We start from the raw sequence: 22,851 nt of genomic DNA, 5'->3' as shown, positions 1-22,851 counted from the left end.
TTGTCACCGTTTCCCCACATTGCACTGGCAAAGCTTGTTGGTGTAGGTGAGTGGACGGGACAATGGCAGACAACAATCTTGCACGTAACCGGAATGACGTTCCGGATTTTCTTGCCGATGACGATCCGCTGGCGGAACTCGCGCGCATCGTAGGCTATGAGGATCGCCCGGTAGCGCGGAATGCGCCTCCGGCTGATGCTCCACGGCAGGAGCCGACCTTTAATCTCGAAGACGAGCTTTTGCGAGAATTCGAGCGATACGATACGCCGCGCCTCGATCCGGCTCACGACATCGCGCTTGATGATGCGCCAGGTTTCCCTGTCGAGGCGGAAGTAGCGCCTTCGCTCGATTCCTTCGACGCGCAATTCGAGCCCGAAGTCCGCGAGATGACTTCTCCCGATAGCGAGACAGGTCCGTCCGAGCCCACGTTTTCTACGTCCGAGCTGGAGGTCTCTCATTACGAAGAGCCGAAAGCCGAAGCGTTTGAAGCGCAGGCTCATGTCGATGCTGCCGGGCATGGCGGCTATGACGGCGAACCGGTCATGTTTGATGCGGTCGAGGCGGATGCCAAGCCGGTTTCCGATTTCTCCAATCCGGAGCAGTTCGAAGCAGCTGCCGAAACATCGCGTGTCCCCGCCTTCGATGAGCCGTCCTTTGCTCCTTCTCGAAGTGAACAGGTTCCGCAGGCGGATGCGTTCGATCTAGCCTCCGAACTGGAAACCTCCATCGGGGTTGCTCCGACGGTCCAGAGCGCGCCCGTCGCAGAGCGCGCGCCGGAGCCGGTCCGCAAGCCGGCTTATGAACCCGGCTTCCGCATGCCGCTTGCCAATTTCAGCGCCGTTCGTTCGTCCGGTCCGGCGGCGTCGGTAATGCCGGGTGCCGCCTTGGCGCGTGCCGCTGCACCTTCCGAGCCGTCGGCAGTTCATCCGGAAGCGCCGGCTGCCGCAGCGCCTGTCGCGCACGAAGTGCCCAAGGTCGAAGCGAAGGTCACGGCGGCTTCCGTTCAGCCCGTGTCGGTTGCCGCATCCACGGCCACTTTCGGGTCCGCCTCTCCCGCCTCGGTTCCGTCGGAGGATGACTTCTCCGCTCTCGACGCACTGATTTCGGACGTGGAGCGCTACGCGCAGTCCGATGCTGCCGCGCCGGCACAAGCAGCCTCTTCGCCCACTCCGGTTCCGGCGGTGACGCCAGTGGTCCCTGCAGCCGCAAAGGCTCCTGCAGCGGTAACGCCGCCCGTCGCGACTATGGATGATGATCTCTTCGGGGATGATGATTTCGAGCTGGCGCTTGATGAACTGGATCTCGATCTGGATCTCAGTGAAATCAGCCTCGATGAGGAAGACAAGCGCTCGGTGAAGCCGTCCGTCGTTCCGTCGCAGCCGGAAAAGCCGGCAGCGCCGCTCAAAATGGAGGTGGCTTCGCCGGCGGCGCGCTTCGAGCCTGTCGTCCACTCGCGCGTTTCCCCCGCGCCGGCAACTGCACAGGCCTCCTTCTCTCCGCCGCTGATTTCTTCGGCACCCATTGCGGCCCCCGCTGCGGCATCCGTTACGTCCGTGGTCCGGCCCCAGCCAGCACCTGTTGCCGTGCCTGAGCCAGTTGCCGCAAGAGAAACGATGTCAGCGGATTCTCCGTCGGCCTTCGATCCCGCGCTGATCGCGGATGCCGACGAGCACCCCGAGGCCATCGCCGATTTCGACGTGCCGGCGCTGCCGATCCAGGAGCCGGAACAGGCACCGGTCTACCGTCCTGATTACGATCTCGATCTCGATGCGGAACTGGCATCGCTGCTACGGGAGCCGGCGCCCGCAAAGGCTGCTCCTGCCCCGAAGGAAGCGGAACCGGAAGTCGTCGATTTCGGCGAGCCTGCGCGGGCGGCAAAGCCCGCGGCGCAGAATGATCTCGACGAATTCGAGCGTGCACTTGAGGAGGATTTCCGYCGCAGCCTCGCAACGCCCTTGCCGGCCGGACGGGACGTGGAGCGTGAAGCCGTCATTCCGGGTGCGGAAGTGATTTCCAGCCGCTTCTCTCCCAGAATGGTCGCCGTGCCGCTCGCCTTCCTGGGCGTGCTGGTGATCGGTGGCGGCGCGATCTATGCCTGGATGGGCAGCGGCTCCGCGGGTCTCGGTTCCGGGGAGCCGGTGGTGATCGCCGCCGATAGCGATCCCATCAAGGTGCTTCCGGAAAATCCGGGCGGCAAGACCGTTCCGAACCAGGACAAGGCGGTTTACGACCGCGTTGCCGGTGCGGGACAGGATGACCCGAAGCAGGAGGCCCTGATTTCCTCGAACGAGGAGCCGGTCGACGTCGTTCAGAAGACCTTGCTGCCGGAAACGCTTCCGCTCGAAGGCGAGAATGACGGGGAACTCGCATCCACGCCGGTCGGGGAAACGGAAGACCCGCGTCTTCTGCCGCAGGAAGGACAGCAGACGACCGCCAGCACTTCCGCCGACCAGCAGCCGATCGCGGTGATGCCGCGCAGGGTCAAGACCATGGTCGTACGGCCCGATGGCACTCTGGTCGAGCAGGAGGTCACCCAGCCGGCTCCTGCAGCGCAGGCCGCGGCGCCCGCACTCGCGGAGGCGACGGATGTGGGCGGCGTGCCGGCCGCTCCGGTCAACACGACCGAGGTTGCCAGCGCCGCGCCGGTTTCCACCTCGGCGCTTCCCGATCCGGCCCTTGCGGGACCGCCGTCTGCCGAAGCCGTCATCGGCGTCGCTCCGGCGGAAGCTGCACCTGCCGCCCAGGCGCCTGCGATTGCCGCGCCCATTCCGACCGCGCGGCCTGCCGAGCAGCCCGTCAATGTCGTGGCGGCGGTTTCCGACCGCGGCAATGTTCGCGGGCAGACTGCGGCGCAGCCCGCCGCGGCTCCCGCCCAGCAGCAGACCGCGGCAATTCCGGGTGGCTACGTGATCCAGATCGCATCGCTGCCCTCCGAAGCCGAAGCCCAGCGCTCCTATCAGAGCCTGTCTTCACGCTTTTCCAACGTCATCGGCGGCCGCGGCGTGGATATCAAGGCGGCGACGATCCCCGGCAAGGGCACTTTCTACCGCGTCCGTATCCCGGCCGGCAGCAAGGCCGATGCGGTGTCTCTCTGCGAGCGCTATCGCGGGGCCGGCGGAAGCTGCCTCGTCGCGCAGTAAGGACGTCAAGCTTTCTTGATCGACGGGGCGGTTTCCGCCCCGTTTTTCATTGGGTAATAGCGTGCCTGTTCGTGTTTCCCCGCTGAAATGCGTATGATCCAGGCATGAGCGAATCAAGAGCAATGATCCTGGGGGCCAGCGGCCCCATTCTTACGGCCGATGAGATTGCCCTTTACAGGGCCGAGCGCCCATGGGGCTTCATCCTGTTTGCGCGCAATTGCGTGGAGCCGGCGCAGATCACCGATCTCGTTGCCGCCATGCGCGATGTGGTGGGGCGACCGAATGCCCCGGTGCTGATCGATCAAGAGGGTGGACGCGTGCAGCGCATTCGCCCGCCGATGATCGAGCGCTATCCATCGGGCGCTGCTCTCGGTGAGCTTTATCGTCACGATCGGGAAAAGGGGCGCCGCGCCGCCTGGCTGATGTCGCGGCTGCACGCGTTCGATCTGATGAAATTCGGCATTACCGTCGATTGCCTGCCGGTGCTGGACGTGCCGATCGAGGGCGCGAGCAATGTCATCGGCGACCGCGCTTACGGGTTCGATCCCGAGGCCGTGGCTGAAATGGGCAAGGCCGCGGCGGAGGGCCTGAAGGCCGGCGGCATGCTGCCTGTGATGAAGCATATTCCCGGCCATGGGCGGGGCATGGCCGATTCCCATCACGAGCTGCCGGTGGTCAACGCCTCGCGCGCCGAACTAGAGGCGCACGATTTCCTGCCCTTCGTCGCGCTGAAGGACGAATTGATGGCCATGAGCGCGCATATCGTCTTCACGGCCATCGATCCGGACGAGCCGGCTACCACCTCGCGAAAGGTGATCGAAGAGATCATTCGCGGGCATATCGGCTTCAAGGGCCTGCTGATGTCCGACGATACTTCCATGAATGCGCTCAAGGGCACGATCGGCCAACGCGCCGCGCGAATCATTGGGGGCGGCTGCGATATTGTCTTGCATTGCAACGGCGTAATGGACGAAATGAAAGCGGTGGTGAAAGAGGTGCCACCGCTGGCCGGCGAGGCCTTGAGACGCGCCGAGGCGGTGGAGGCGGGCTTCGGCGCCGGTGACGGCGCGGATGAAGAGGCGATCCGCGCGGAGTTCAGGGGACTTACGGCAGTCGCCTGACGCTTGATGGACAGAGGTGGGAATGGCCATGAACATAGCGCAGGGCGCCATCCCGATGGACAAGCTCTGGCAGGACGCGCCCGAACGGGCGACGGACGAGCCGGCGCTGATGATCGATGTCGGCGGCTTCGAAGGGCCGCTTGATCTGCTCCTGCACCTTGCGCGTTCCCAGAAGGTAGATCTCGCCCGCATCTCCGTGCTTGCGCTTGCCGAACAATACCTGGAGTTCATCGATAGCGCGCGGAGGGTGCGCATCGAACTGGCCGCCGATTATCTCGTAATGGCCGCCTGGCTTGCCTATCTCAAATCAAAGCTGCTGATCCCGCAGCAGGTGAAGGGGGATGACGGTCCGAGCGGCGAGGAATTGGCCGCCACGCTTGCCTTCCGGCTGAAGCGCCTGGAGGCGATGCGCGAAGCCGCCACGCGGCTTGTCAACCGTAACCGGCTTGGCCGCGATATTTTTGCCCGTGGGGCGCCGGAGCATATTCCGCACCGCGTCGAGTCTGCCTATGACGCCAGCCTCTACGATCTTCTCTCGGCCTATGCCAATCTGAGGCAGCGCCAGGCGGTTACGCAGGTGACGATCGAGAAGCGCAAGGTCTGGTCGCTTGCGGATGCGCGCGATCTGCTTCATCGGATGCTCGGAGAGATCACCGACTGGACCATGTTGCAGCACTATCTTCTGCCTTATCTGCCGCCGGAGGATCGGGTCACCGCAACGGCGAGCGCCTTCGCCGCGTCGCTCGAACTCGTGCGCGAGGGCAAGCTCGAAATTCGTCAGGAGGGCGCCTTTCAGCCGATCTATATGCGAAAGGGGCAGAAAAAGCCGATGGAAGGGGAGGCGTTGATTGACGCCGTCTGAAGACGATTTCTCTGCGGAGCAGGGGAAGGGGGATACCCTTTCGGAATCTCTCTCATTGGCCGAGGCCGAGCGCATCGCCGAGGCGCTGGTCTTTGCGTCCGCCGAACCGGTCTCGGAAAATTTCCTTGCCGAGCGTCTGCCGGCAGGGGCCGATGTACGCGCCATCATGCTGCGGCTTACGGACATATATGCGCCGCGAGGTGTCAATCTCGTCCGCAGCGGCGATCGTTGGGCGTTCAGAACCGCGGCCGATCTTTCCTTCGTCATCCGCAAGGACGATTCCGAGGCGAAGAAGCTTTCCCGCGCGGCGCTGGAGGTGCTGGCCATCATCGCCTATCACCAGCCGGTGACACGCGCCGAAATCGAGGAAATCCGTGGGGTGCAAACGTCGAAGGGCACGCTCGACGTGCTGATGGAGGCCGGTTGGGTGCGCTTCCGCGGCCGCAGACGCACGCCCGGCAGACCTGTGACGCTTGGCACCACACCCGATTTTCTCGATCATTTCGGGCTGGAAGAGCTGCGCGATCTGCCCGGCCTCGAAGAACTGAGAGGCGCCGGACTGCTTTCGGGGCGCATCCCGCCCGGTTTTCATATTCCCGTCCCGTCCGCTGGCAACGACGACCTGACGGAGGACGAGGACCCGATCACCCAGCTCGACCTGGAAGAACTCGGCCTCTTGACACCGGGCGGTGAAGCGGAGGAATAGCGTCATGTTTGGCGCGCCCGCTTATGGGCTTCCACGCGTGTGAGCGAGGGTATGGGTTTTCAACCGGCACAGTCTGCAGCGGAAAAGACAAGGCGCACGACCGGGGTCACCTTCGCGTCCAGGCTGACATTCGAAGACATTCATCACAGCTATCACGGCAAGGAGACGATCCGCGGCATCTCGCTGACTGCGGAACCGGGCGAAGTCCTCTGCCTGCTGGGGCCTTCCGGTTCCGGCAAGACGACGCTGCTCAGGATCGCGGCCGGCATCGAGATACAAAGCCGGGGGAGGATCGTCATCGACGGACAGGAAACGGCGGGCCCGGATAAATTCCTACCGCCCGAAAAGCGCGGCATCGGGCTGATGTTCCAGGATTTCGCCTTGTTTCCGCACATGACGGTGCTGGAGAACGTCCGCTTCGGCCTGACGGCGCTTCCGGCCAGGGAGGCTGCGGCGGAAGCCGGCGCCGCTCTGGAGCGGGTGGGGCTTGCCCATTATGCGCAAAAATATCCGCACGCGCTTTCGGGTGGCGAGCAACAACGAGTGGCACTGGCGCGGGCGCTTGCGCCGCGTCCGGGCGTGCTTCTCATGGACGAGCCTTTTTCCGGCCTCGATTCCCGCCTGAAAGATGCCATACGCGCCGATACGCTCGCGATCCTGAGGGAAAGCCGCGCGACGGCGATCGTCGTTACCCATGACGCGGAGGAGGCCATGCGGATGGCCGACAGGATCGCGCTCTTGAAGGACGGCCGACTCGTGCAGGTTGGTACGTCCGACGATCTCTATCGCCGGCCGTCCGATCTCTTCACTGCCGCATTCTTCTCCGAGATCAACGAGTTCGACGGCGTGGTTCATAACGGCCTCGTCGTCACGCCGATTGGCCCTGTGCCGGCCAAGGGGATCGACGAGGGCAGGGAGGTCTCTGTCGCCGTCCGTCTTTCGGGCATCGACGTCCAGCCTCACGGCGGCGCCGTGCCGGCGCGCATTCTGTCCCGGCGCTTTCTCGGCGTGGTCGAACTCTTGAGCCTTGCCGTACCCGGAAGCGAGGAAACGGTGCGCGCCCGCATCCGCGCGGACCAGCTGCCGCCGGGCGTCACTGACGTCGCGATCACAGTCGCGCCAAAGGACATTTTGGTGTTTGAAAAAGCCCGATAAAGGGCTTACATCGGGGAAATGTGAAATCAGGGAGTTTGGCGTTATGGGTTCTTTCAGTGTGTGGCACTGGCTGATCGTTCTGGTCATCGTGCTCGTCCTTTTCGGGCGGGGCAAGATTCCGGAACTGATGGGCGATGTTGCCAAGGGCATTAAGAGCTTCAAGAAGGGCATGACCGACGAGGATGCCCCGGAGACGGCGAAAACCGTCGAGCACAAGTCGGATGAGGTCAAGGAAAGCACCCGGTCCTGATCGGATCGGCCTGCGGGAGCCTCATTGAATGCTTGATATCGGCTGGACCGAGCTTCTCGTCATTGCCATCGTGCTCATCGTCGTGGTCGGTCCGAAGGACCTGCCGCCGATGCTGCGCGCATTCGGCAAGATGACCGCCAACCTTCGCAAGATGGCGGGCGAATTCCGTTCGCAATTCGACGAAGCGCTGCGGGAAACGGAACTCGACGAGGTGCGCCAGACCATCTCGGATGCGCAGAAGCTCAATCCGTCGAACGCGCTGCGCGATGCCATCAACCCGCTGAGGCAGATGGGCCAGGAGATCCGCAGCGATCTTCAAAAGGCGACGCAGGTTCCGGCGAAGGCCGATGCCGAGCCGCAAGCGCCCGCCGAAGGCGAGGCGGCCAAGCCCGAACCGGCTCTTGCGGTGCCTGCCTCCGGCATGACGCTGCCTTCGGCCCCGCCGGAGACGCTCGCACCTGCCGCTGCGGCGAAGCCGAAGCGTGTCAGCCAGACTGCCGCAAAGGCGAAACCTGCCGATGCCGCTCCGCAGGCCGCCGCTGCCGAGAAGCCGAAGCGCAGCCGTGCCGCGGCCAAGCCGGCGCCTTTGGCCAAGGCTGAGGAAAAAGCTTCCGTAAAGGCCCCGGCCCGCAAACGCGCTTCGAAGAAGATCGATACCCCGAAGGATGATGCATGAGCGGTGATTATGAAGATAAGCCGCAGCCGCTCATCGAACACCTGATGGAGCTGCGCACCCGCCTCATCTGGTCGTTGGCTGCTTTTTTCGTGGCTTTCGTCGGGTGCTTCTTCTTTGCCAAGCAGCTCTTCAACCTTCTGGTCGTGCCGTATCGGTGGGCCGTGGTCTGGGCCGGTCTCGATCTTTCGAAATCGGAGCTCATCTACACCGCGCCGCAGGAGTTCTTCTTCACCCAGGTGAAGGTTGCGATGTTCGGCGCCCTGGTGATCGCCTTCCCGATCATCGCCTCGCAACTCTACAAGTTCGTGGCGCCGGGCCTTTACAAGAACGAGCGGTCGGCCTTCCTGCCCTTCCTGATCGCTTCGCCGATCCTCTTCCTGCTGGGCGGCGCGCTCGTCTATTTCTTCTTCACGCCCATGGTGATGTGGTTCTTCCTCGCCATGCAGCAAGCGCCGACCGAAGGCGAGGTGGCTATTTCGCTTCTGCCGCGGGTGTCGGAATATCTTAGCCTCATCATGACGCTGGTGCTTTCCTTCGGCCTGGTCTTCCAGTTGCCGGTGGTCACGACGCTGCTTGCCCGCGTCGGTCTGCTCACCAGCGATTGGCTGAGGGAAAAGCGGAAGTTCGCGATCGTCATCGCCTTCGTCGTGGCCGCGGTGCTCACTCCGCCCGATCCCCTGTCCCAGATCGGTCTTGCGCTGCCGACCATCCTTCTCTACGAGATTTCCATCTACGCCGCGCGACTCGTCGAGCGCAAACGCGCCGAGGAAGCCCTCGAACGCGAAGCCTCTTCGGAGATTGCCACGACGGACAAGGCTTGAGTTCTTTAAGCCGCGTCGCGAGTCGGCGGCGTCACGCTTAAAGGCTTGAACAATGCTCGATATCAAATGGATTCGTGAAAATGAGGCGGCTCTGGACGAAGCGCTGAAAAAGCGCGGCGCGGAGCCCATGGCGGCTGATCTTGTGGCGCTGGACGACAAGCGCCGCTCCGTCATCCAGAAGCTTCAGGACATGCAATCCCGCCGCAATGCCGCCTCCAAGGAGATCGGCGCGGCCATGGCGGGCAAGAACGCCGAGCTTGCCGAAAAGCTGAAGGCCGAGGTCGCCCAGATCAAGGACAGCATGCCTGCCGCCGAGCAGGAGGAACGCGAGGCGATTGCCGCCCTCGACGACGCGCTCTCGCGCATTCCGAACCTCCCGCTTGAAGACGTACCGGTCGGTGCGGACGAGAACGACAATGTCGTGAAGCATGTCGTCGGCGAAAAACCGCGCTGGAACCATGGGGCCAGGGAGCATTTCGAGATCGGCGAGGCGCTCGGCTACATGGATTTCGAGCGCGCGGCGAAGCTTTCGGGCGCGCGGTTCACGGTGCTGACCGGACAGCTCGCGCGTCTCGAACGTGCGCTCGGCCAGTTCATGCTCGATCTGCATACGACCGAGCATGGCTATACGGAAGTTTCCTCGCCGCTCATGGTGCGCGACGAGGCCATGTACGGCACGGRCCAGCTTCCGAAGTTCGCGGAAGATCTGTTCAAGACCACCGACGGCCGCTGGCTGATCCCGACTGCGGAAGTCACGCTCACCAACCTGGTCTCCGGAGAGACGCTGGAGCAGGAGAAGCTGCCGCTGCGGTTTACCGCGCTCACGCCTTCCTTCCGTTCGGAAGCGGGTTCTGCCGGCCGCGACACCCGCGGCATGCTGCGCCAGCACCAGTTCTGGAAGTGCGAGCTGGTATCGATCACCGATCAGGAAAGCTCGATCGCCGAGCACGAGCGCATGACCGAATGCGCCGAGACCGTGTTGAAGCGGCTCGGCCTTCATTTCCGCACCATGACGCTCTGCACCGGCGACATGGGGTTCGGCGCACGAAAGACCTACGATATCGAAGTCTGGCTGCCGGGCCAGAACACCTATCGCGAAATCTCGTCCTGCTCGGTCTGCGGTGATTTCCAAGGCCGGCGCATGAATGCGCGCTATCGCGGCAAGGACGACAGGGCGCTGAAATTCGTCCATACGCTGAACGGCTCGGGCGTGGCCGTCGGCCGCTGCCTGATCGCAGTCATGGAAAACTACCTCAACGAGGATGGCTCGATCACTGTCCCGGACGTGCTCCTGCCTTATATGGGCGGGATCACGAGGATCGAGAGAGCGTCCTGATGCGTATTCTTCTGACCAATGACGACGGCATTCATGCCGAGGGGCTGGCGGTTCTCGAACGCATCGCCCGGAAGCTCTCCGACGACGTGTGGATCGTCGCACCGGAAACCGACCAGAGCGGGCTCGCCCATTCCCTGACGCTCTCCGAACCGCTCCGGCTGCGTAAGGTGGGCGAAAAGTATTTCGCGTTGCGCGGCACGCCGACCGATTGCGTCATTATGGGCATCCGCGAGATCCTGCCGGAAAAGCCGGACCTGGTGCTCTCAGGCGTCAATGACGGCGCCAACATGGCCGACGACGTCACCTATTCCGGCACGATCGCGGGCGCCATCGAGGGCACGCTCCAGGGTGTCCGGTCCTTCGCTCTCAGCCAGGCGGTGCGCCGGGAGAACGGCCGCATCGCGCCCTGGGAGGTCGCTGAATCATACGCGCCGGACCTCATCCGCAAGCTGAGCGACGTGGACCTGCCGGATGGCACTTTCCTGAACCTCAATTTCCCGAACTGCGAACCGAAGGATGTTCAGGGCGTTGAGGTCACCTCGCAGGGCAAGCTGGATTTCGGGCTCACCATCGATGCCCGCAACGATGGGCGGGGGCTGCCTTATTACTGGCTGCGATTCGGCGAACGGCAGGGACATTTCCGCGAAGGCACGGACATCCATGCCCTGAAAGAGGGTAAAATCTCGGTGACGCCGCTTAAGCTGGACCTTACGGACTATTCCGTGCAGGATCGGGTAGCTCAGGCACTTGGATTCGGAGTTACCGGTTGAAATCGGGAATGGTCGAAAAAGAGGGTTTTGCAGCGCTGGTGCTGCGGCTCCGGGCGGAAGGTATCTCCGACCTCGATCTTCTGACGGCCGTCGAACAGACGTCGCGCTCGCAGTTCGTTCCTCCGACGCTTGCCGAGGAGGCCTATTCCAGCCGTTCCATTCCGATCGATTGCGGAGCCTTCATGGAAGGCGCGGATCTCGCCGTCAGGCTGCTCCATCATCTGCAGGTCAAACCCGGCCATCGCGTGCTCGAAATCGGCACCGGCAGCGGCTTCACGGCGGCGGTCATGGGCAGGCGCGCCGAGCGGGTRCTGACGGTCGACCGTTACCGCACGCTCGTCACGGCCGCACAGGCCCGCATGGATGCGCTGGGCTTGCGCAACGTGGTCATTCGTCAGGCTGACGGGGTGAACGGCATGCCGGGCGAGGGCACGTTCGACCGCATTCTCGTGACGGGCGCATTTACCTCGATGCCGCGGTTCTATGCCGATCAGCTCACGCATGGCGGCTCGATGATCGCGCCGCTGATGGTCGATGAGGAAAACTGCCTCATGGTGCGCCTGACCAAGATGGGCAGCCGCTTCGAGCGGGAAGACCTCTTTCCCGTGCCCTATCTTCCGCTCGTGCCTCACATCGCCTCCGCGATGTAGGGTTTTCGTGCCATGACGAAACGGCTCGCCAGGTGTCATGGTTATCAATTTGCCAAAAATTTCTCTGCAATCCCTTCGCTTTAACCGGCCGGTAAGACTAACGCGCTTTAATCACCCACAAGATGGTAGCGTCATGTGTAGGTCGAGTCATGCGTATGAAGGGTTCCCAAAGAATCGGAAAATCTACAGCGAAGCTTGCGGTGGCTGCGCTGTTGGCCAGCACGGCGGCCGGATGCAGTTCGGATGCGTCGCGCTTCGCCGGGGTCTTCTCCAATTCGGACCAGATCACCACCGCGTCGATCCAGCGCAACGGCGCAGGGGCCCACGGCGAAGCGCCGGTTCCTCGCGGTGACGTCAACACGGGTGGCGCAATGGCGTCGGCGGCTCCGCAGGGCGGCTATGGCTCGCCTTCTCCGGGTTATGGCCAGGCTTATCCCAACTCCGGCGGCTACAGCGCTTCGCCTGCACGTGTCGCATCCGCTCCCGTTGCCGTGCAGCGCACGGAACTCGCCGCTCCTTCACCCGTCGCCTCCGCCCGCGACACCGCGCCGGCCGAACGGCGCGAAGCGCTCGGTCAGCCATTCCCCGGTGGGYAGGAAGGTGTCTCGAATGCTGCCGCGCCTCGCCGGCAGCCGGATGCCATTGCCACGGGCGCGACCAAGCCGATGTCCGGCTGGTCGACGGTCAATGCTCCGCAGGTAACCCTGCGTCCCGGCGAAACCTCGGCGACGCTTGCCTCGCGCTACGGTGTTCCGGAAAAGGAAATTCTGAAAGCCAACGGCGGCAAGCTGGCGCCCGGCCAGATCGTCATCATTCCGACTTTCGGGCCCGCCCGCAATTCGGCCAAGACGGCTGCTGCCGATATCGATCTGCAGAACAAGGCGCCTGCGCCGGCCCAGCAGCAAGAGCAAAAGGTTGCCGTGCTGCCGAGCGGTGCCGCTCGCGACAAGGTTCAGGGTGAGGCCGCCAAGCTCACGCCGCCTTCCGGGGATAAGCCGGTTCCGCCGACGGACGGCTATGTGGTGAAGCCGGGAGATTCGCTTAACAAGATTGCCCGCGAGACCGGCGTATCGGTTGCGGCTCTCAAGGCGGCCAACGGCCTCAGTGCGGAAAGCATCCGCGTCGGCCAGACGCTGCGGATGCCGGGCGCGAGCGCTGCTTCCAACGAGCCCGTCAGGACGGCTTCCATTCCGCAGAACGCCACGGAAAAGCCGGCGGCGACGCCGAAGGCCGCCGAGGCTCCGGTTCAGGCTGCCCAGACCCCCGCCGAGGCAAAGGCGCCGGTCGAAACCGCCTCGATTTCCGATGTCGCGACAAAGTCCGACATAACCGCAGCAGCACCTTCGTCCACGGGTATCGGCAAGTATCGCTGGCCGGTCAGTGGCGCGGTCGTCGCGGGCTTCGGCCAGAACGTCAACGGCAGCCGCAATGACGGTATCGATATCTCGGTTCCGGAAGGCACGCCGATCAAGGCCGCGGAAAATGGTGTCGTCATCTATGCCGGCAACGGCTTGAAGCAACTCGGCAACACGGTTCTGGTGCGCCATGACGACGGCAAGGTCACGGTTTATGGCCATGCGGGCAATCTCAACGTGAGCCGGGGCCAGAAGGTGACGCGCGGCCAGACGATCGCAGCGTCCGGCATGAGCGGCGACGCCAAGCGCCCGCAGGTTCACTTCGAAGTCCGCAAGGACGCGACCCCGGTCAATCCGATCAGCTTCCTTGAATAATGTAGTGCGTTTCAAGGGGACGGAGGAAAAGCCCGGCAATGCCGGGCTTTTCCGCGTTTGCGTCACTCTTTCTGCAGCGGCTTCCTGAGGCGGCCAGCCAGATCCTGGATATATTGCCATGCGACGCGTCCGGATCGTCCGCCGCGGGTCGTTGCCCATTCGAGCGCTTGCGCGTGCAGGGTCTCGCGGTCGAGGCCGAGTTCGAAATGATCGGCGTAGCCGTCGATCATCGTCAGGTAATCGTCCTGGCTGCATTTGTGGAAACCGAGCCAGAGGCCGAAACGGTCCGATAGCGAGACTTTTTCCTCCACGGCCTCGGAAGGATTGATTGCGGTCGATTGCTCGTTCTCGATCATGTTGCGCGGCAGCAGGTGCCGGCGGTTTGAGGTCGCATAGAAGAGCACATTGTCCGGCCGGCCTTCGATGCCGCCGTCGAGTGCTGCTTTCAGCGATTTGTAGGCCGTGTCGTCATGATCGAAGGAGAGATCGTCGCAGAAGACGATGACCCGGTGGCCGGAAGCTTTCAGAATATCCAGAAGTTCCGGCAACGAGGCGATATCCTCGCGATGCACCTCGACAAGCTTCAGCGATACGCCGGTCGCGGCGCGGACATCCTCGTGGACCGCTTTCACCAGGGACGACTTGCCCATGCCGCGAGCACCCCAGAGGAGCACGTTGTTTGCGGCAAAGCCTTCCGCGAAGCGCAGCGTGTTTTCGTGCAGGATATCGCGCACGTGTTCCACGCCGCGGATGAGCTTCAAGGCCACGCGGTTCGGCCGGGGCACCGGCTGCAGGCGCAGGTTGGCGGGCACCCAGACGAAACAGTCGGCGGCGTTCCAGTCGTTGACGGCGGGCGGAGGTCCGGCGAGGCGCTCGAGCGCATCCGCCAGCCGGCGGACTTCGGCAAGCAGCAGCGTATTCAACTCGTCGTTCATCGTCGTATCTCCTGGCCTATGGGGTGGTTGCTGCGGTAACACGCGCGTTTTCAACCTGAAAGTCTGAGAGAGGTGGATTTGGTACTGCGGACTACCTGTTTTTGTTGCATTCCAGGCCATGGCAACTATATTCCGGCGGCTTGAAGCGGGGGCTCGAGGAGAGGACCCGGCAACCATATGGAGTTCTCTATGTTCATTACTGAAGCATTCGCCCAGGCCGAAGGCGCAGCCCCCGGCGGCTCGGCGTTCGGCTCCGGCCTCGAAATGCTTTTCCTGTTCGCACCGCTGATGGTGGTCTGGTATTTCTTTCTGATCCGTCCGCAGCGCGCTCAGATGAAGAAGCGCCAGGAAACGCTCTCCGCCATCCGTCGTGGTGACCAGGTCGTGCTCGGCGGCGGTATTTCCGGCAAGGTGACCAAGGTCGTCGACGACAATGAACTGGAAGTCGAAATCGCCGAAGGCGTCAAGGTCCGCGCGATGCGCGCCTACATCGCCGAAGTCCGTGTGAAGGGCGAGCCGGTCAAGACAGAAGCGGCTGCTTCCTGATGATGGCGGCGGGCGTGTCGCGGAAGACATGCCCCGCTTTTCCAAGAGCTGCTGCGGCGGCTCTGATCTGATTTTTTCGAGAAGGCTCAAGGGCATGGCGAAAGGCATCGAAATCCGAGACGCCCATTTTCCCGGGCGAGCTCCGATCGACGCCTATGGCAATGGCGGTTTTCGTTTCGCCGATATGTCGCATCGCGGATCGCTGCTTTGCCTGCCTTCCGGTGTTCATGGCTGGGATGTCAAGGAAGGCGATCCGCTGACGGTCGACGCCTTCGCCAAGGTATTGGCGGATGCCGGCGAGATCGAAGTGCTCCTGGTCGGCACGGGGCAGAACCTGAAGCCGCTTCCGGTGGCGCTCAAGGCAGCGCTCAAGGCACGCGGAATTGCATCGGACCCCATGAGCACGGGCGCTGCGGTCCGGACCTACAACATCATGCTGTCGGAATCGCGCGCCGTTGCCGCCGCCCTGATTGCCGTCTGACGAGGTGCCGGTGACCGACACGGCCACGGACAATGCCGATATCTGCCTCGCGACGCTTCGCGAGACCGATCGCGACCGCTATCTTGCCTGCCTTCTGTCCCCGATCGAAAAGCGCGGAGCGCTCGCTGCACTCTATGCCTTCAATGCGGAGATCGCCCGGGTGCGGGACGTGGCACGCGAACCCTTGCCTGGGGAAATCCGGCTGCAATGGTGGCGCGATCTTCTCGAAGGCACGTCTCATGGCGAAAGTTCAGCAAATCCGGTCGCGGCCGGGCTGCTTGCGGCGATCGAGACCCACCGCCTGCCGCGCCAGACGCTTATCGACATGATCGACGGTCGTATCTTCGATCTCTACGACGACCCGTTATCCGATCGGAATGCACTGGAGGGCTATGCCGGCGAAACCGCGTCTGCATTGATCCAGCTTGCAAGCTTGATCCTGTCACCGGCCGATGCGGCGCGTTCCGCCGAAGCGGCGGGACATGCCGGCGTGGCTCAGGCAATCGCGGGACTGCTGCTGCTCATGCCGATCCATCGCCGCCGCGGACAGCTCTACCTGCCGCTCGATATACTTGCTGCCACCGGGCTCGACCGGGACAGCTTTCTTCTCGGCGAGGAGAAGGCGAAGATTTCCGCTGCGATAGAAGCTTTTGCCGGCCTGGGGCTGGAGCATTTTGCAAAGGCTCGGCGCGCCAGCCCGGTTCCGGCTTCCGTGTTTGCCGCCTTCCTGCCGGTGACCTTGGCGGAACCGGTGCTTCGGCGGGCCGCGCGCGAGGGCGCCAAGGTGCTCGAAACGAGCCTCCAGCAGCCGCAATGGCGGCGCCAGCTTCGCCTTGTGAAAGCGATCGTTACGAAGAAATTCTGACAGGCACCACATTCGCGCAAGCCTCGCGCGATAATGATGGCGGACGGCAAGCGTGCCGTTCGCTAGGGAGGAGCCGGTGAGTCCCGTCGTCGTATGGTCGATCGTATTCGGATTGGTCGTGCTCTTGGCGCTCTATGCCTCACGCATGGCACGGCTGGAGAGAACGGAAGGCAGCCAGGATACCGGGCTTGCCATACTGGAATTCGGCCGGGCCTTTCCCAACGAAGCGATCCGTGCCCTGCATGTGACGGCTGACGGCGGCGCGGTCTTCGTGCGGCTCTATGACGGCAAGACCGGCATCATGCGCAACCACCGCAAGCATTACGCCTGCCACGTTATCCAGCCCGGCCGCGTGCGAGTGACGCCCTCCGGCAATCCCAGAGGTTTTTCCGTGGATTTCCTGGATGTCCGCAGCCAGAACGGCGAATACGTCTTCGCCACCGAGCAGGACGCAGCCGAAGTCTCGCTCTGGCTGCTCGATAACTACGTGAGCCCCGAAGACCGGGAGGCCGGAAAACAGGAACCGGCGGCCGATCGCGCCTGATCTCAGCCCGCCGCCCGGACCTCGTGTCCCAGCCAGGCGGCGCAGTCCTGCAACGCCCGGGCCGCGAGAAGCTGGCGCTTCATGACCGACTTGTCCTTGCCGCGGAAGCGCTTCACGCCTTCCGGCTTGACGATCGAGCCCGGCTGCAGTTCCGGGAAAAGCCCGAAATTGATGTTCATCGGCTGGAAAGATCTCTTGCCCGGCTCGTCATCGGAAACCAGGTGCCCTCCCGTGATGTGGCCCAGCAGGGAACCGAAGGCGGTCGTGACCGGCGGAGGAGCAAGGGTTTCTCCCTTGCGCTCGCTGGCCGCGAAACGACCGGCCAGAAGGCCGATCGCCGCACTCTCCACATAGCCTTCGCAGCCGGTGATCTGGCCGGCAAAGCGCAAGCCGGGCCTGCTCTTCAGCGTCAGGGTCCGATCGAGCAGGACGGGGGAATGGATGTAGGTGTTGCGGTGCAGGCCGCCGAGCCTTGCGAATTCGGCATTCTGCAGGCCCGGAATCATGCGGAAGATCTCCGCCTGCGTGCCGTATTTCAGCTTCGTCTGGAAGCCGACCATGTTGTAGAGCGTGCCGAGCGCATTGTCCTGGCGAAGCTGCACGACGGCATAGGGTTTGACCGAGGGATTATGAGCATTCGTTAGCCCCATGGGCTTCATCGGGCCATGCCGCAGCGTCTCGCGGCCGCGCTCCGCCATAACCTCGATTGGYAGGCAGCCATCGAAATAGGGGGTGCCTTCCCATTCCTTGAAGCCGACCGTATCGCCGGCGATCAGCGCGTCGATGAAGGCGTTGTACTGCGCTTCGTCCAGCGGGCAGTTGATGTAATCCTTGCCGGTTCCGCCAGGGCCGACCTTGTCATAGCGCGACTGGTACCAGCAGATGTCCATGTCGATGGAATCGCGGTGCACGATGGGTGCGATGGCATCGAAGAAGGCAAGCTGGTCCTCGCCGGTCTCTGCCTGGATTGCCGCCGCCAGGGAAGGCGAGGTGAGGGGGCCGGTGGCGATGACCGCAAGATCCCATTCCTTCGGCGGCAGGCCTGCGATCTCCTCACGGACCACGGTAATCAGCGGATGCTTCTCGATCGCCTCCGTCACCGCATCGGAAAAGCCGTCGCGGTCCACGGCCAGCGCGCCGCCGGCCGGCACCTGGTTCCGGTCGGCCGACGCCATGATCAGCGAGCCGGCCAGCCGCATCTCGGCATGGATGACGCCGACGGCATTGGCGGTCGCGTCATCGGAGCGGAAGGAGTTGGAGCAGACAAGCTCGGCAAGCCCGTCCGTCTTGTGGGCATCGGTGCCGCGCACGCCGCGCATCTCATGCAGGACGACCGGGACTCCGGCCTCGGCCACCTGCCAGGCAGCTTCGGAGCCGGCAAGGCCTCCACCGATGATATGGATGGGAGAATAGCTGTTCTTCGTCATGGCGGCTCAATACCATGGGTGCCGCGAGGCGTCCAACCGGAATCAAAACGGCACCCGAAGGTGCCGTCTTACATCATTCATGTGCTGCCTTTGCCAACCACGGCACCTTCCGGTCGCGGTCTTGCTCCGCGCCGTCCGTCAAAACGGATTAGCGGAAGGAGCGGGCCGCGATGTGGCGGATGTCGTAACGGGTCAGACCGATGTCGTTGAGCGCCTGATTGGACAGGTTGCTCAGCTCGTTCACAGTCCGCCTGTAGTTGATCCAGGCCTTTGCCATGCGAAGCGGGTTCATCTTTGTTTCCTCAAGAACGTCCAACCGATGCTCGTTATCGAGCTCGGCGATGGCGGCCTTATACAACTGAATAATAAGGGAGTGCAGTGCAAAAAATATGCGACTGCCATGCAAATGTGCATAGGATTGGCGAAATTTGCGCCTTTGAATAAATTATCGGCAGCGCCTGCCGAAGTATGTCGCACAAAGGGGGCGGCAGTTTTGCTATAGCCGCCGAGCGCGCAAACAAAAAAGCGCCCCGAGAGGAGCGCTTTCTTCATGCTTGATGGCTGTATCGATCAGAAACCGACGGCGGTGCGGGCAACGCGGCGGATGTCGGCGCGGCCGATGCCGAGGTCGCTGAGTTCGCGATCCGTCATACGGCCCAGCTCGGATACGGTCTCGCGATACTTGCGCCAGTTGTTGAAAGTGCGTGCGATGTTCATGGTCTGCCTCTTCTTTCCAAGTAAGTCGGCAGCCTTTTCGGCGCCGCTTCAATCTCATGGCGGCTATATATGTTGCGCCGCGAAGAAGTAACAGCGCCCATTCGGTATGCCACCTATGCAAAGAATGCATCCCGCAGGCCGCAGTTATGACCAATTGGTTAAAGTCTGGGCAGGTCTGAGCCGGAGGGTGAGGATGGCGAGAAAAGATAACGTCCGCAAAGATAACGCCCACCGGGGGAGGAGGATCCGGTGGGCGTTACGCGTAACGACTGGCGATTTGGGAGGAGGAGGATCGCCAGTCTTGATCGGAATGCGCTGGGAGGAGGAGGGCGCAATCCGAATTCCCGATACTCGGAAAATCCGAGGGCAGGTTCAATGCGGCGGACTGCCACTCCGCCACGACGTATTCCGATATCTCAGCCTTCTTCATGCGAAATTAGGGAGTTGGTCGGTGGTTGTGCAGTGTGGCGATCCTCACGGATCGCCTGCAACCGCCGCATGGCTTTCCCCATTGCCTGACATTAAACTTTAGAAATAAATAAAAAGTTAACGCGGGTATTTTGACGGCTATGCAAAAGAAGGTTGAAATGCGGTTCTAGCAGGCGCTTCTTTCCCGCCTTTCCGCCGGTGCCAAAAAACCGTCATTTTCCCTTTGCGCTCGCCGAAACGGGTGATATAGAGACGCGCGCTCCGGAAGGCCTCGATGCGAGGATTTTCGATGCGGTTTGGAGCGCGGGTATGGTGAAATTGGTAGACACGCCAGATTTAGGTTCTGGTGCCGCAAGGCGTGGGAGTTCAAGTCTCTCTACCCGCACCAGGGCCGCCGGGAGCGCAGTTGCGAACGATTTTCGGTTGCGACCGGCGTTCCAGAAGACCGCGACCGGTCACTAGTTCCGGCGTCGTGCTCGATGCAAACAACGGCTGTCTGAGCACCGCCGCCACGATATGAAGGTATAGACATGCAGGTTACCGAAACGCTCGCTGAAGGGCTGAAGCGCGAAATCAAGGTCGTTATCCCGAAAAAGGATATGGAAGCGGAGCTCAATGTTCGCCTCGCCGACGCCAAGGACAAGGTCCGCATCAACGGCTTCCGTCCGGGCAAGGTGCCGGTCGCGCATCTCAAGAAGATGTACGGCAAGTCGATCATGGCCGACCTCGTCAACGAGATCGTCCGCGAGCGCCCGACCAAGATCCTCTCGGAGCGCGGCGAAAAGTCCGCCACCCAGCCTTCGATCTCCATGACCGAGGACGAGGCCGAAGCCGAAAAGATCCTGAACGCTCAGGCCGATTTCGAATTTACGCTGTCCTATGAAGTGATCCCGCCGATCGAGCTCAARTCGACCGACGGCCTCAAGGTCGTGCGCGAAGTCGTCGAGATCGGCGACGAGGAAGTCAACGAGCAGATCGAGAAGATCGCCGAAAGCGCCCGTACCTACGAGACCAAGAAGGGCAAGGCCGCCGACGGCGACCGCGTCACCATGAACTATCTCGGCAAGGTCGATGGCGTTGCCTTCGACGGCGGTGCCGCAGAAGATGCAGAACTGGTTCTCGGCTCGGGCCGCTTCATCCCCGGCTTCGAAGACCAGCTCGTCGGCGTCAAGGCCGGTGACGAGAAGACCATCACGGTTACCTTCCCGGCAGACTATCCGGCCGCCAACCTGGCCGGCAAGGAAGCGACCTTCGACGTTACCGTCAAGGACGTTGCCGCTCCCGGCGCGATCGAGATCAACGACGAACTCGCCACCAAGCTCGGCATCGAATCGGTCGAGCGCCTGAAGGAGATCGTCCGCGGCCAGATCGAAAGCCAGTACGGCAACATCACCCGCCAGAAGGTCAAGCGTCAGATCCTCGACCAGCTCGACGAGATGTACAAGTTCGACACGCCGCAGGGCCTGGTCGATGCCGAGTTCGAGAACATCTGGCGTCAGATCAACACGGATCTCCAGCAGTCCGGCAAGACCTTCGAAGACGAGGAGACGACCGAGGAAGAAGCTCGCGCGGAATACCGCAAGCTCGCCGAGCGTCGTGTCCGCCTCGGCCTGGTTCTTTCGGAGATCGGCGAGAAGGCCGGCGTGGAAGTGACCGAAGAGGAAATGCAGCGCGCGCTTTATGCACAGCTCCAGCAGTTCCCGGGCCAGCAGAAGGAAATCCTCGATTTCTTCCGCAACACCCCTGGCGCTTCCGCTTCGCTGCGCGCTCCGATCTTCGAAGAGAAGGTCGTGGATAAGCTGCTCTCCGAAATCAACGTGACCGACAAGACGGTAACGAAGGAAGAGCTGCTCGCCGACGAAGAGGGCGAAGAAGCTGGCAAGCCTGCCAAGAAGGCTGCGCCGAAGAAGAAGGCTGCCGCCAAGGCCGAAGCTGGCGAAGGCGAAGAAGCCGCAGCTCCGAAGAAAAAGGCTGCACCGAAGAAGAAGGCCGCTGAGGACAGCGCCGAATAACCTTCGGTCTTTTCGTCGAAATCAAAAAAGCCGGGCCGGAAACGCCCGGCTTTTTTCATGGTCAGGCTTTCCGGAGGGCAGGGCATATTCTCCCGGATCGCGCATCCGGAAGCAGGGCATGCGTCCACACCCGCACGGCGCGCGATGCCTGCGGTTTCAAGGAACGGGTATCGGAGAGCCCACACGAATGCGGAACCTCGCTATTGTTTAGTTGAGTGGCTCCGCATTCGCGTGGCCTTCGGCGTTCTCTCGGGGCTTCCGGCCCCTACAGGTGAAACGCCTCGCCTCGCTGCGTGTGGTTATTGCGCATGATCTTCTCCGAAAACCGCTTACACTTTTCGGGATCATGCGTTTGTCGCCACACTTGCACGGCTCAACCGAACCTGGCCTGGCGGCCAGGGGGAGGTTTGATAGGAAGGGTTGCCTTTCGGCGCGCCTTTCCATGGTTTTCACCCCTTCCACCTTCCCCGCACGTTACGGTTCCGATGGAAGCGCCGGCTCCCGCCTGCCCGCGAACGTCTCGCGAAACACTCCGGCGACGGAAGCGGGGCAATTGTAGGCATGGATGGAGAGAGCGGGGATGAGAAAAGTGATAAGTGTTTGATGGAATTGAGATCGGGTGTGGTTCGTCCCCGCGGGACGCGCCATTCGCGAAAAGGCGGTGCTCATATGCCGATTTGTCGTGTTTGCGCTGCGATATTCAGGTCACCCCTCGGGTTAAATCCGCGAGCGAAGATGATGAAGAGTGGGTTGGAGCGGGCTGCCTCGGTCCACAACCAAAAATCCTTCGGCTAAAATGTTCCCGGTAAACGTTCCGGTAAGAATGTGGCGCTAAAGATTTCAACGCGGCCGGTTGGTCGCATGGCGCCGGGTTGGGTAGTGCGTACCGGTCGCCTTTGTTATCGGAAGCCGTGTTGTCTTCCGCAGCCGGACGGGTTTCGAGCCCCGCGTGGCCTTTTCAAAATCCTCCGGATTGACTTGGTCCGCGTCAGGCCCCACATTTTGGGCGTATCGTTGCGAGTCAGCGAAGTTCATCATCCAACAGGGCCGGACGCCTCCTGATCTACGAATCGTCCGGTCCTTTCCTTTTTCCAGCGGCATGTTTTCCGATTCGGCCGAAAAGCTCCCATGACAGATACAGGCCATGCGATTCTCGTTCTCGGCGGCGCGCGTTCCGGCAAGTCCGCGTTTTCCGAAAAGCTTGCGCGCGACAGTGGTCTTGAGCGGCATTATCTCGCCACCGGCCGAGCCTTTGACGAGGAAATGCGGGAACGCATCGCGCGGCACAGGGAGGATCGCGGCGAAGGCTGGACGACACATGAAGTGCCTCTCGATCTCGTTTCGCATCTCGCCGCGATCGACCAGCCGGGCCGCGTCATCCTCGTCGATTGCCTGACGCTCTGGATCACCAACCTTATGATGGAAGGGCGCGACATCGATGCGACGGGCGCCGAACTGGCGGAACTCATCGGCCGGCTTTCCTCGAGACTGATCCTGGTGTCCAATGAAGTCGGGCTCGGCATCGTGCCGGAGAACCGGATGGCGCGGGAGTTCCGCGACCATGCCGGCCGCTTGCATCAGCGGATCGCCGTGGTGGCAGATGAGGTGTTCTTCGTCGCGGCCGGCCTGCCGCTCAGGATGAAGGGGTAAGGCCCTCTGCCGATCGCGCCGAGCGCGA

The 22,851-nt window shown here is 62.5% G+C and carries 22 protein-coding genes and 1 tRNA gene; 19 read left to right on the top strand and 4 right to left on the bottom strand.

The features are described from left to right. Window positions 1-62 precede the first annotated feature (62 nt). The 12 genes from LCM4573_RS12350 (at window position 63) to LCM4573_RS12295 (ending at window position 13,217) form a co-directional block, all read left to right on the top strand. Entirely contained in the window at window positions 63-3,140 is a 3,078-nt protein-coding gene (locus LCM4573_RS12350; RefSeq protein WP_071006570.1) for an SPOR domain-containing protein, read from the top strand. A 104-nt stretch (window positions 3,141-3,244) separates the two neighbouring features. Continuing rightward, window positions 3,245-4,261, top strand: a complete 1,017-nt coding sequence (gene nagZ, locus LCM4573_RS12345) for a beta-N-acetylhexosaminidase (RefSeq protein WP_071006569.1) — start codon at window positions 3,245-3,247, stop codon at window positions 4,259-4,261. 22 nt (window positions 4,262-4,283) lie between these two features. Further along, window positions 4,284-5,123: a ScpA family protein gene (locus tag LCM4573_RS12340; RefSeq protein ID WP_116285453.1), complete on the top strand. Its 840-nt coding sequence runs from the start codon at window positions 4,284-4,286 to the stop codon at window positions 5,121-5,123. Beyond that, a complete protein-coding gene (scpB, locus tag LCM4573_RS12335) occupies window positions 5,110-5,829 on the top strand; it encodes an SMC-Scp complex subunit ScpB (RefSeq protein WP_071006568.1) in 720 nt (239 codons plus the stop codon). The genes LCM4573_RS12340 and scpB overlap by 14 nt, the downstream gene beginning before the upstream one ends. 51 nt (window positions 5,830-5,880) lie before the next feature. After that, the gene (locus tag LCM4573_RS12330) at window positions 5,881-6,984 is read left to right on the top strand and encodes an ABC transporter ATP-binding protein (protein ID WP_071006567.1); all 1,104 of its coding nucleotides are present in this window, start codon (window positions 5,881-5,883) and stop codon (window positions 6,982-6,984) included. A 43-nt stretch (window positions 6,985-7,027) separates the two neighbouring features. Continuing rightward, the gene (locus LCM4573_RS12325; protein WP_071006566.1) at window positions 7,028-7,234 is read left to right on the top strand and encodes a twin-arginine translocase TatA/TatE family subunit; all 207 of its coding nucleotides are present in this window, start codon (window positions 7,028-7,030) and stop codon (window positions 7,232-7,234) included. Window positions 7,235-7,262: 28 nt separating this feature from the next. Then, window positions 7,263-7,910 carry a Sec-independent protein translocase protein TatB gene (tatB, locus tag LCM4573_RS12320; protein ID WP_071006565.1) on the top strand — a complete coding sequence of 216 codons (648 nt, stop codon included), beginning with the start codon at window positions 7,263-7,265 and terminating at the stop codon, window positions 7,908-7,910. After that, a complete protein-coding gene (tatC, locus tag LCM4573_RS12315; RefSeq protein WP_071006564.1) occupies window positions 7,907-8,731 on the top strand; it encodes a twin-arginine translocase subunit TatC in 825 nt (274 codons plus the stop codon). The genes tatB and tatC overlap by 4 nt, the downstream gene beginning before the upstream one ends. Window positions 8,732-8,783: 52 nt before the next feature. Continuing rightward, the gene (gene serS, locus LCM4573_RS12310; RefSeq protein WP_071006563.1) at window positions 8,784-10,067 is read left to right on the top strand and encodes a serine--tRNA ligase; all 1,284 of its coding nucleotides are present in this window, start codon (window positions 8,784-8,786) and stop codon (window positions 10,065-10,067) included. Beyond that, on the top strand, window positions 10,067-10,837 hold the full coding sequence (gene surE / locus LCM4573_RS12305) for a 5'/3'-nucleotidase SurE (protein WP_071006562.1): 771 nt from the start codon (window positions 10,067-10,069) through the stop codon (window positions 10,835-10,837). Before serS ends, surE begins: the two co-directional genes overlap by 1 nt. An 8-nt stretch (window positions 10,838-10,845) precedes the next feature. Continuing rightward, window positions 10,846-11,487 carry a protein-L-isoaspartate(D-aspartate) O-methyltransferase gene (locus LCM4573_RS12300; protein ID WP_407071730.1) on the top strand — a complete coding sequence of 214 codons (642 nt, stop codon included), beginning with the start codon at window positions 10,846-10,848 and terminating at the stop codon, window positions 11,485-11,487. A gap of 122 nt (window positions 11,488-11,609) precedes the next feature. Next, window positions 11,610-13,217 (top strand): LysM peptidoglycan-binding domain-containing M23 family metallopeptidase, encoded by a 1,608-nt coding sequence (locus LCM4573_RS12295; RefSeq protein WP_083347414.1) that lies wholly within the window; start codon window positions 11,610-11,612, stop codon window positions 13,215-13,217. 62 nt (window positions 13,218-13,279) lie between these two features. On the opposite strand, the gene LCM4573_RS12290 is transcribed toward LCM4573_RS12295, so the two are convergent. Continuing rightward, on the bottom strand, window positions 13,280-14,152 hold the full coding sequence (locus LCM4573_RS12290) for an ATP-binding protein (RefSeq protein WP_071006559.1): 873 nt from the start codon (window positions 14,150-14,152) through the stop codon (window positions 13,280-13,282). A 189-nt stretch (window positions 14,153-14,341) separates the two neighbouring features. On the opposite strand from LCM4573_RS12290, the gene yajC reads away from it, so the two are divergent. The 4 genes from yajC to LCM4573_RS12270 all read left to right on the top strand — a co-directional run bounded on the left by yajC (window position 14,342) and on the right by LCM4573_RS12270 (window position 16,588). Next, on the top strand, window positions 14,342-14,698 hold the full coding sequence (gene yajC / locus LCM4573_RS12285) for a preprotein translocase subunit YajC (protein WP_071006558.1): 357 nt from the start codon (window positions 14,342-14,344) through the stop codon (window positions 14,696-14,698). A 94-nt stretch (window positions 14,699-14,792) separates the two neighbouring features. Then, window positions 14,793-15,179: an Mth938-like domain-containing protein gene (locus tag LCM4573_RS12280; RefSeq protein WP_071006613.1), complete on the top strand. Its 387-nt coding sequence runs from the start codon at window positions 14,793-14,795 to the stop codon at window positions 15,177-15,179. A gap of 10 nt (window positions 15,180-15,189) precedes the next feature. Continuing rightward, entirely contained in the window at window positions 15,190-16,044 is an 855-nt protein-coding gene (locus tag LCM4573_RS12275; RefSeq protein WP_071006557.1) for a phytoene/squalene synthase family protein, read from the top strand. Window positions 16,045-16,189: 145 nt separating this feature from the next. After that, the gene (locus LCM4573_RS12270) at window positions 16,190-16,588 is read left to right on the top strand and encodes a hypothetical protein (protein ID WP_244505302.1); all 399 of its coding nucleotides are present in this window, start codon (window positions 16,190-16,192) and stop codon (window positions 16,586-16,588) included. Between the two features lie 2 nt (window positions 16,589-16,590). Here LCM4573_RS12270 and trmFO read toward each other — a convergent pair whose 3' ends face one another. From trmFO to LCM4573_RS12255, 3 genes are all read right to left on the bottom strand, one after another. Next, entirely contained in the window at window positions 16,591-18,015 is a 1,425-nt protein-coding gene (gene trmFO / locus LCM4573_RS12265; RefSeq protein ID WP_071006555.1) for a methylenetetrahydrofolate--tRNA-(uracil(54)-C(5))-methyltransferase (FADH(2)-oxidizing) TrmFO, read from the bottom strand. 148 nt (window positions 18,016-18,163) lie between these two features. Further along, the gene (locus LCM4573_RS12260; RefSeq protein ID WP_071006612.1) at window positions 18,164-18,307 is read right to left on the bottom strand and encodes a DUF1127 domain-containing protein; all 144 of its coding nucleotides are present in this window, start codon (window positions 18,305-18,307) and stop codon (window positions 18,164-18,166) included. A gap of 278 nt (window positions 18,308-18,585) precedes the next feature. Further along, on the bottom strand, window positions 18,586-18,732 hold the full coding sequence (locus tag LCM4573_RS12255; protein ID WP_071006554.1) for a DUF1127 domain-containing protein: 147 nt from the start codon (window positions 18,730-18,732) through the stop codon (window positions 18,586-18,588). Between the two features lie 732 nt (window positions 18,733-19,464). Here LCM4573_RS12255 and LCM4573_RS12250 point away from each other — a divergent pair. From LCM4573_RS12250 to cobU, 3 genes are all read left to right on the top strand, one after another. Beyond that, window positions 19,465-19,549, top strand: a tRNA-Leu gene (locus LCM4573_RS12250). A 142-nt stretch (window positions 19,550-19,691) separates the two neighbouring features. Then, entirely contained in the window at window positions 19,692-21,173 is a 1,482-nt protein-coding gene (tig, locus tag LCM4573_RS12245; RefSeq protein ID WP_071006553.1) for a trigger factor, read from the top strand. Window positions 21,174-22,301: 1,128 nt separating this feature from the next. Further along, window positions 22,302-22,823: a bifunctional adenosylcobinamide kinase/adenosylcobinamide-phosphate guanylyltransferase gene (gene cobU, locus LCM4573_RS12240; RefSeq protein WP_071006552.1), complete on the top strand. Its 522-nt coding sequence runs from the start codon at window positions 22,302-22,304 to the stop codon at window positions 22,821-22,823. Window positions 22,824-22,851 lie beyond the last annotated feature (28 nt).

Origin of the sequence: Rhizobium sp. LCM 4573 (genome assembly GCF_001854865.1) — a bacterium.
Classification (GTDB): Bacteria; Pseudomonadota; Alphaproteobacteria; order Rhizobiales; family Rhizobiaceae; genus Neorhizobium.
This window is presented reverse-complemented; position numbering and strand designations above follow the sequence as displayed.

What these genes read in the sequence shown, in the direction of transcription:
- nagZ (WP_071006569.1), top strand. Translation starts at nt 3,245, where the DNA reads ATGAGCGAATCAAGAGCAATGATCCTGGGGGCCAGCGGCCCCATTCTT.
- LCM4573_RS12340 (WP_116285453.1), top strand. Translation starts at nt 4,284, where the DNA reads ATGGCCATGAACATAGCGCAGGGCGCCATCCCGATGGACAAGCTCTGG.
- LCM4573_RS12330 (WP_071006567.1), top strand. Translation starts at nt 5,881, where the DNA reads ATGGGTTTTCAACCGGCACAGTCTGCAGCGGAAAAGACAAGGCGCACG.
- LCM4573_RS12325 (WP_071006566.1), top strand. Translation starts at nt 7,028, where the DNA reads ATGGGTTCTTTCAGTGTGTGGCACTGGCTGATCGTTCTGGTCATCGTG.
- tatB (WP_071006565.1), top strand. Translation starts at nt 7,263, where the DNA reads ATGCTTGATATCGGCTGGACCGAGCTTCTCGTCATTGCCATCGTGCTC.
- tatC (WP_071006564.1), top strand. Translation starts at nt 7,907, where the DNA reads ATGAGCGGTGATTATGAAGATAAGCCGCAGCCGCTCATCGAACACCTG.
- surE (WP_071006562.1), top strand. Translation starts at nt 10,067, where the DNA reads ATGCGTATTCTTCTGACCAATGACGACGGCATTCATGCCGAGGGGCTG.
- LCM4573_RS12290 (WP_071006559.1), bottom strand. Translation starts at nt 14,152, where the DNA reads ATGAACGACGAGTTGAATACGCTGCTGCTTGCCGAAGTCCGCCGGCTG.
- yajC (WP_071006558.1), top strand. Translation starts at nt 14,342, where the DNA reads ATGTTCATTACTGAAGCATTCGCCCAGGCCGAAGGCGCAGCCCCCGGC.
- LCM4573_RS12280 (WP_071006613.1), top strand. Translation starts at nt 14,793, where the DNA reads ATGGCGAAAGGCATCGAAATCCGAGACGCCCATTTTCCCGGGCGAGCT.
- LCM4573_RS12270 (WP_244505302.1), top strand. Translation starts at nt 16,190, where the DNA reads ATGGCACGGCTGGAGAGAACGGAAGGCAGCCAGGATACCGGGCTTGCC.
- LCM4573_RS12260 (WP_071006612.1), bottom strand. Translation starts at nt 18,307, where the DNA reads ATGAACCCGCTTCGCATGGCAAAGGCCTGGATCAACTACAGGCGGACT.
- LCM4573_RS12255 (WP_071006554.1), bottom strand. Translation starts at nt 18,732, where the DNA reads ATGAACATCGCACGCACTTTCAACAACTGGCGCAAGTATCGCGAGACC.
- cobU (WP_071006552.1), top strand. Translation starts at nt 22,302, where the DNA reads ATGACAGATACAGGCCATGCGATTCTCGTTCTCGGCGGCGCGCGTTCC.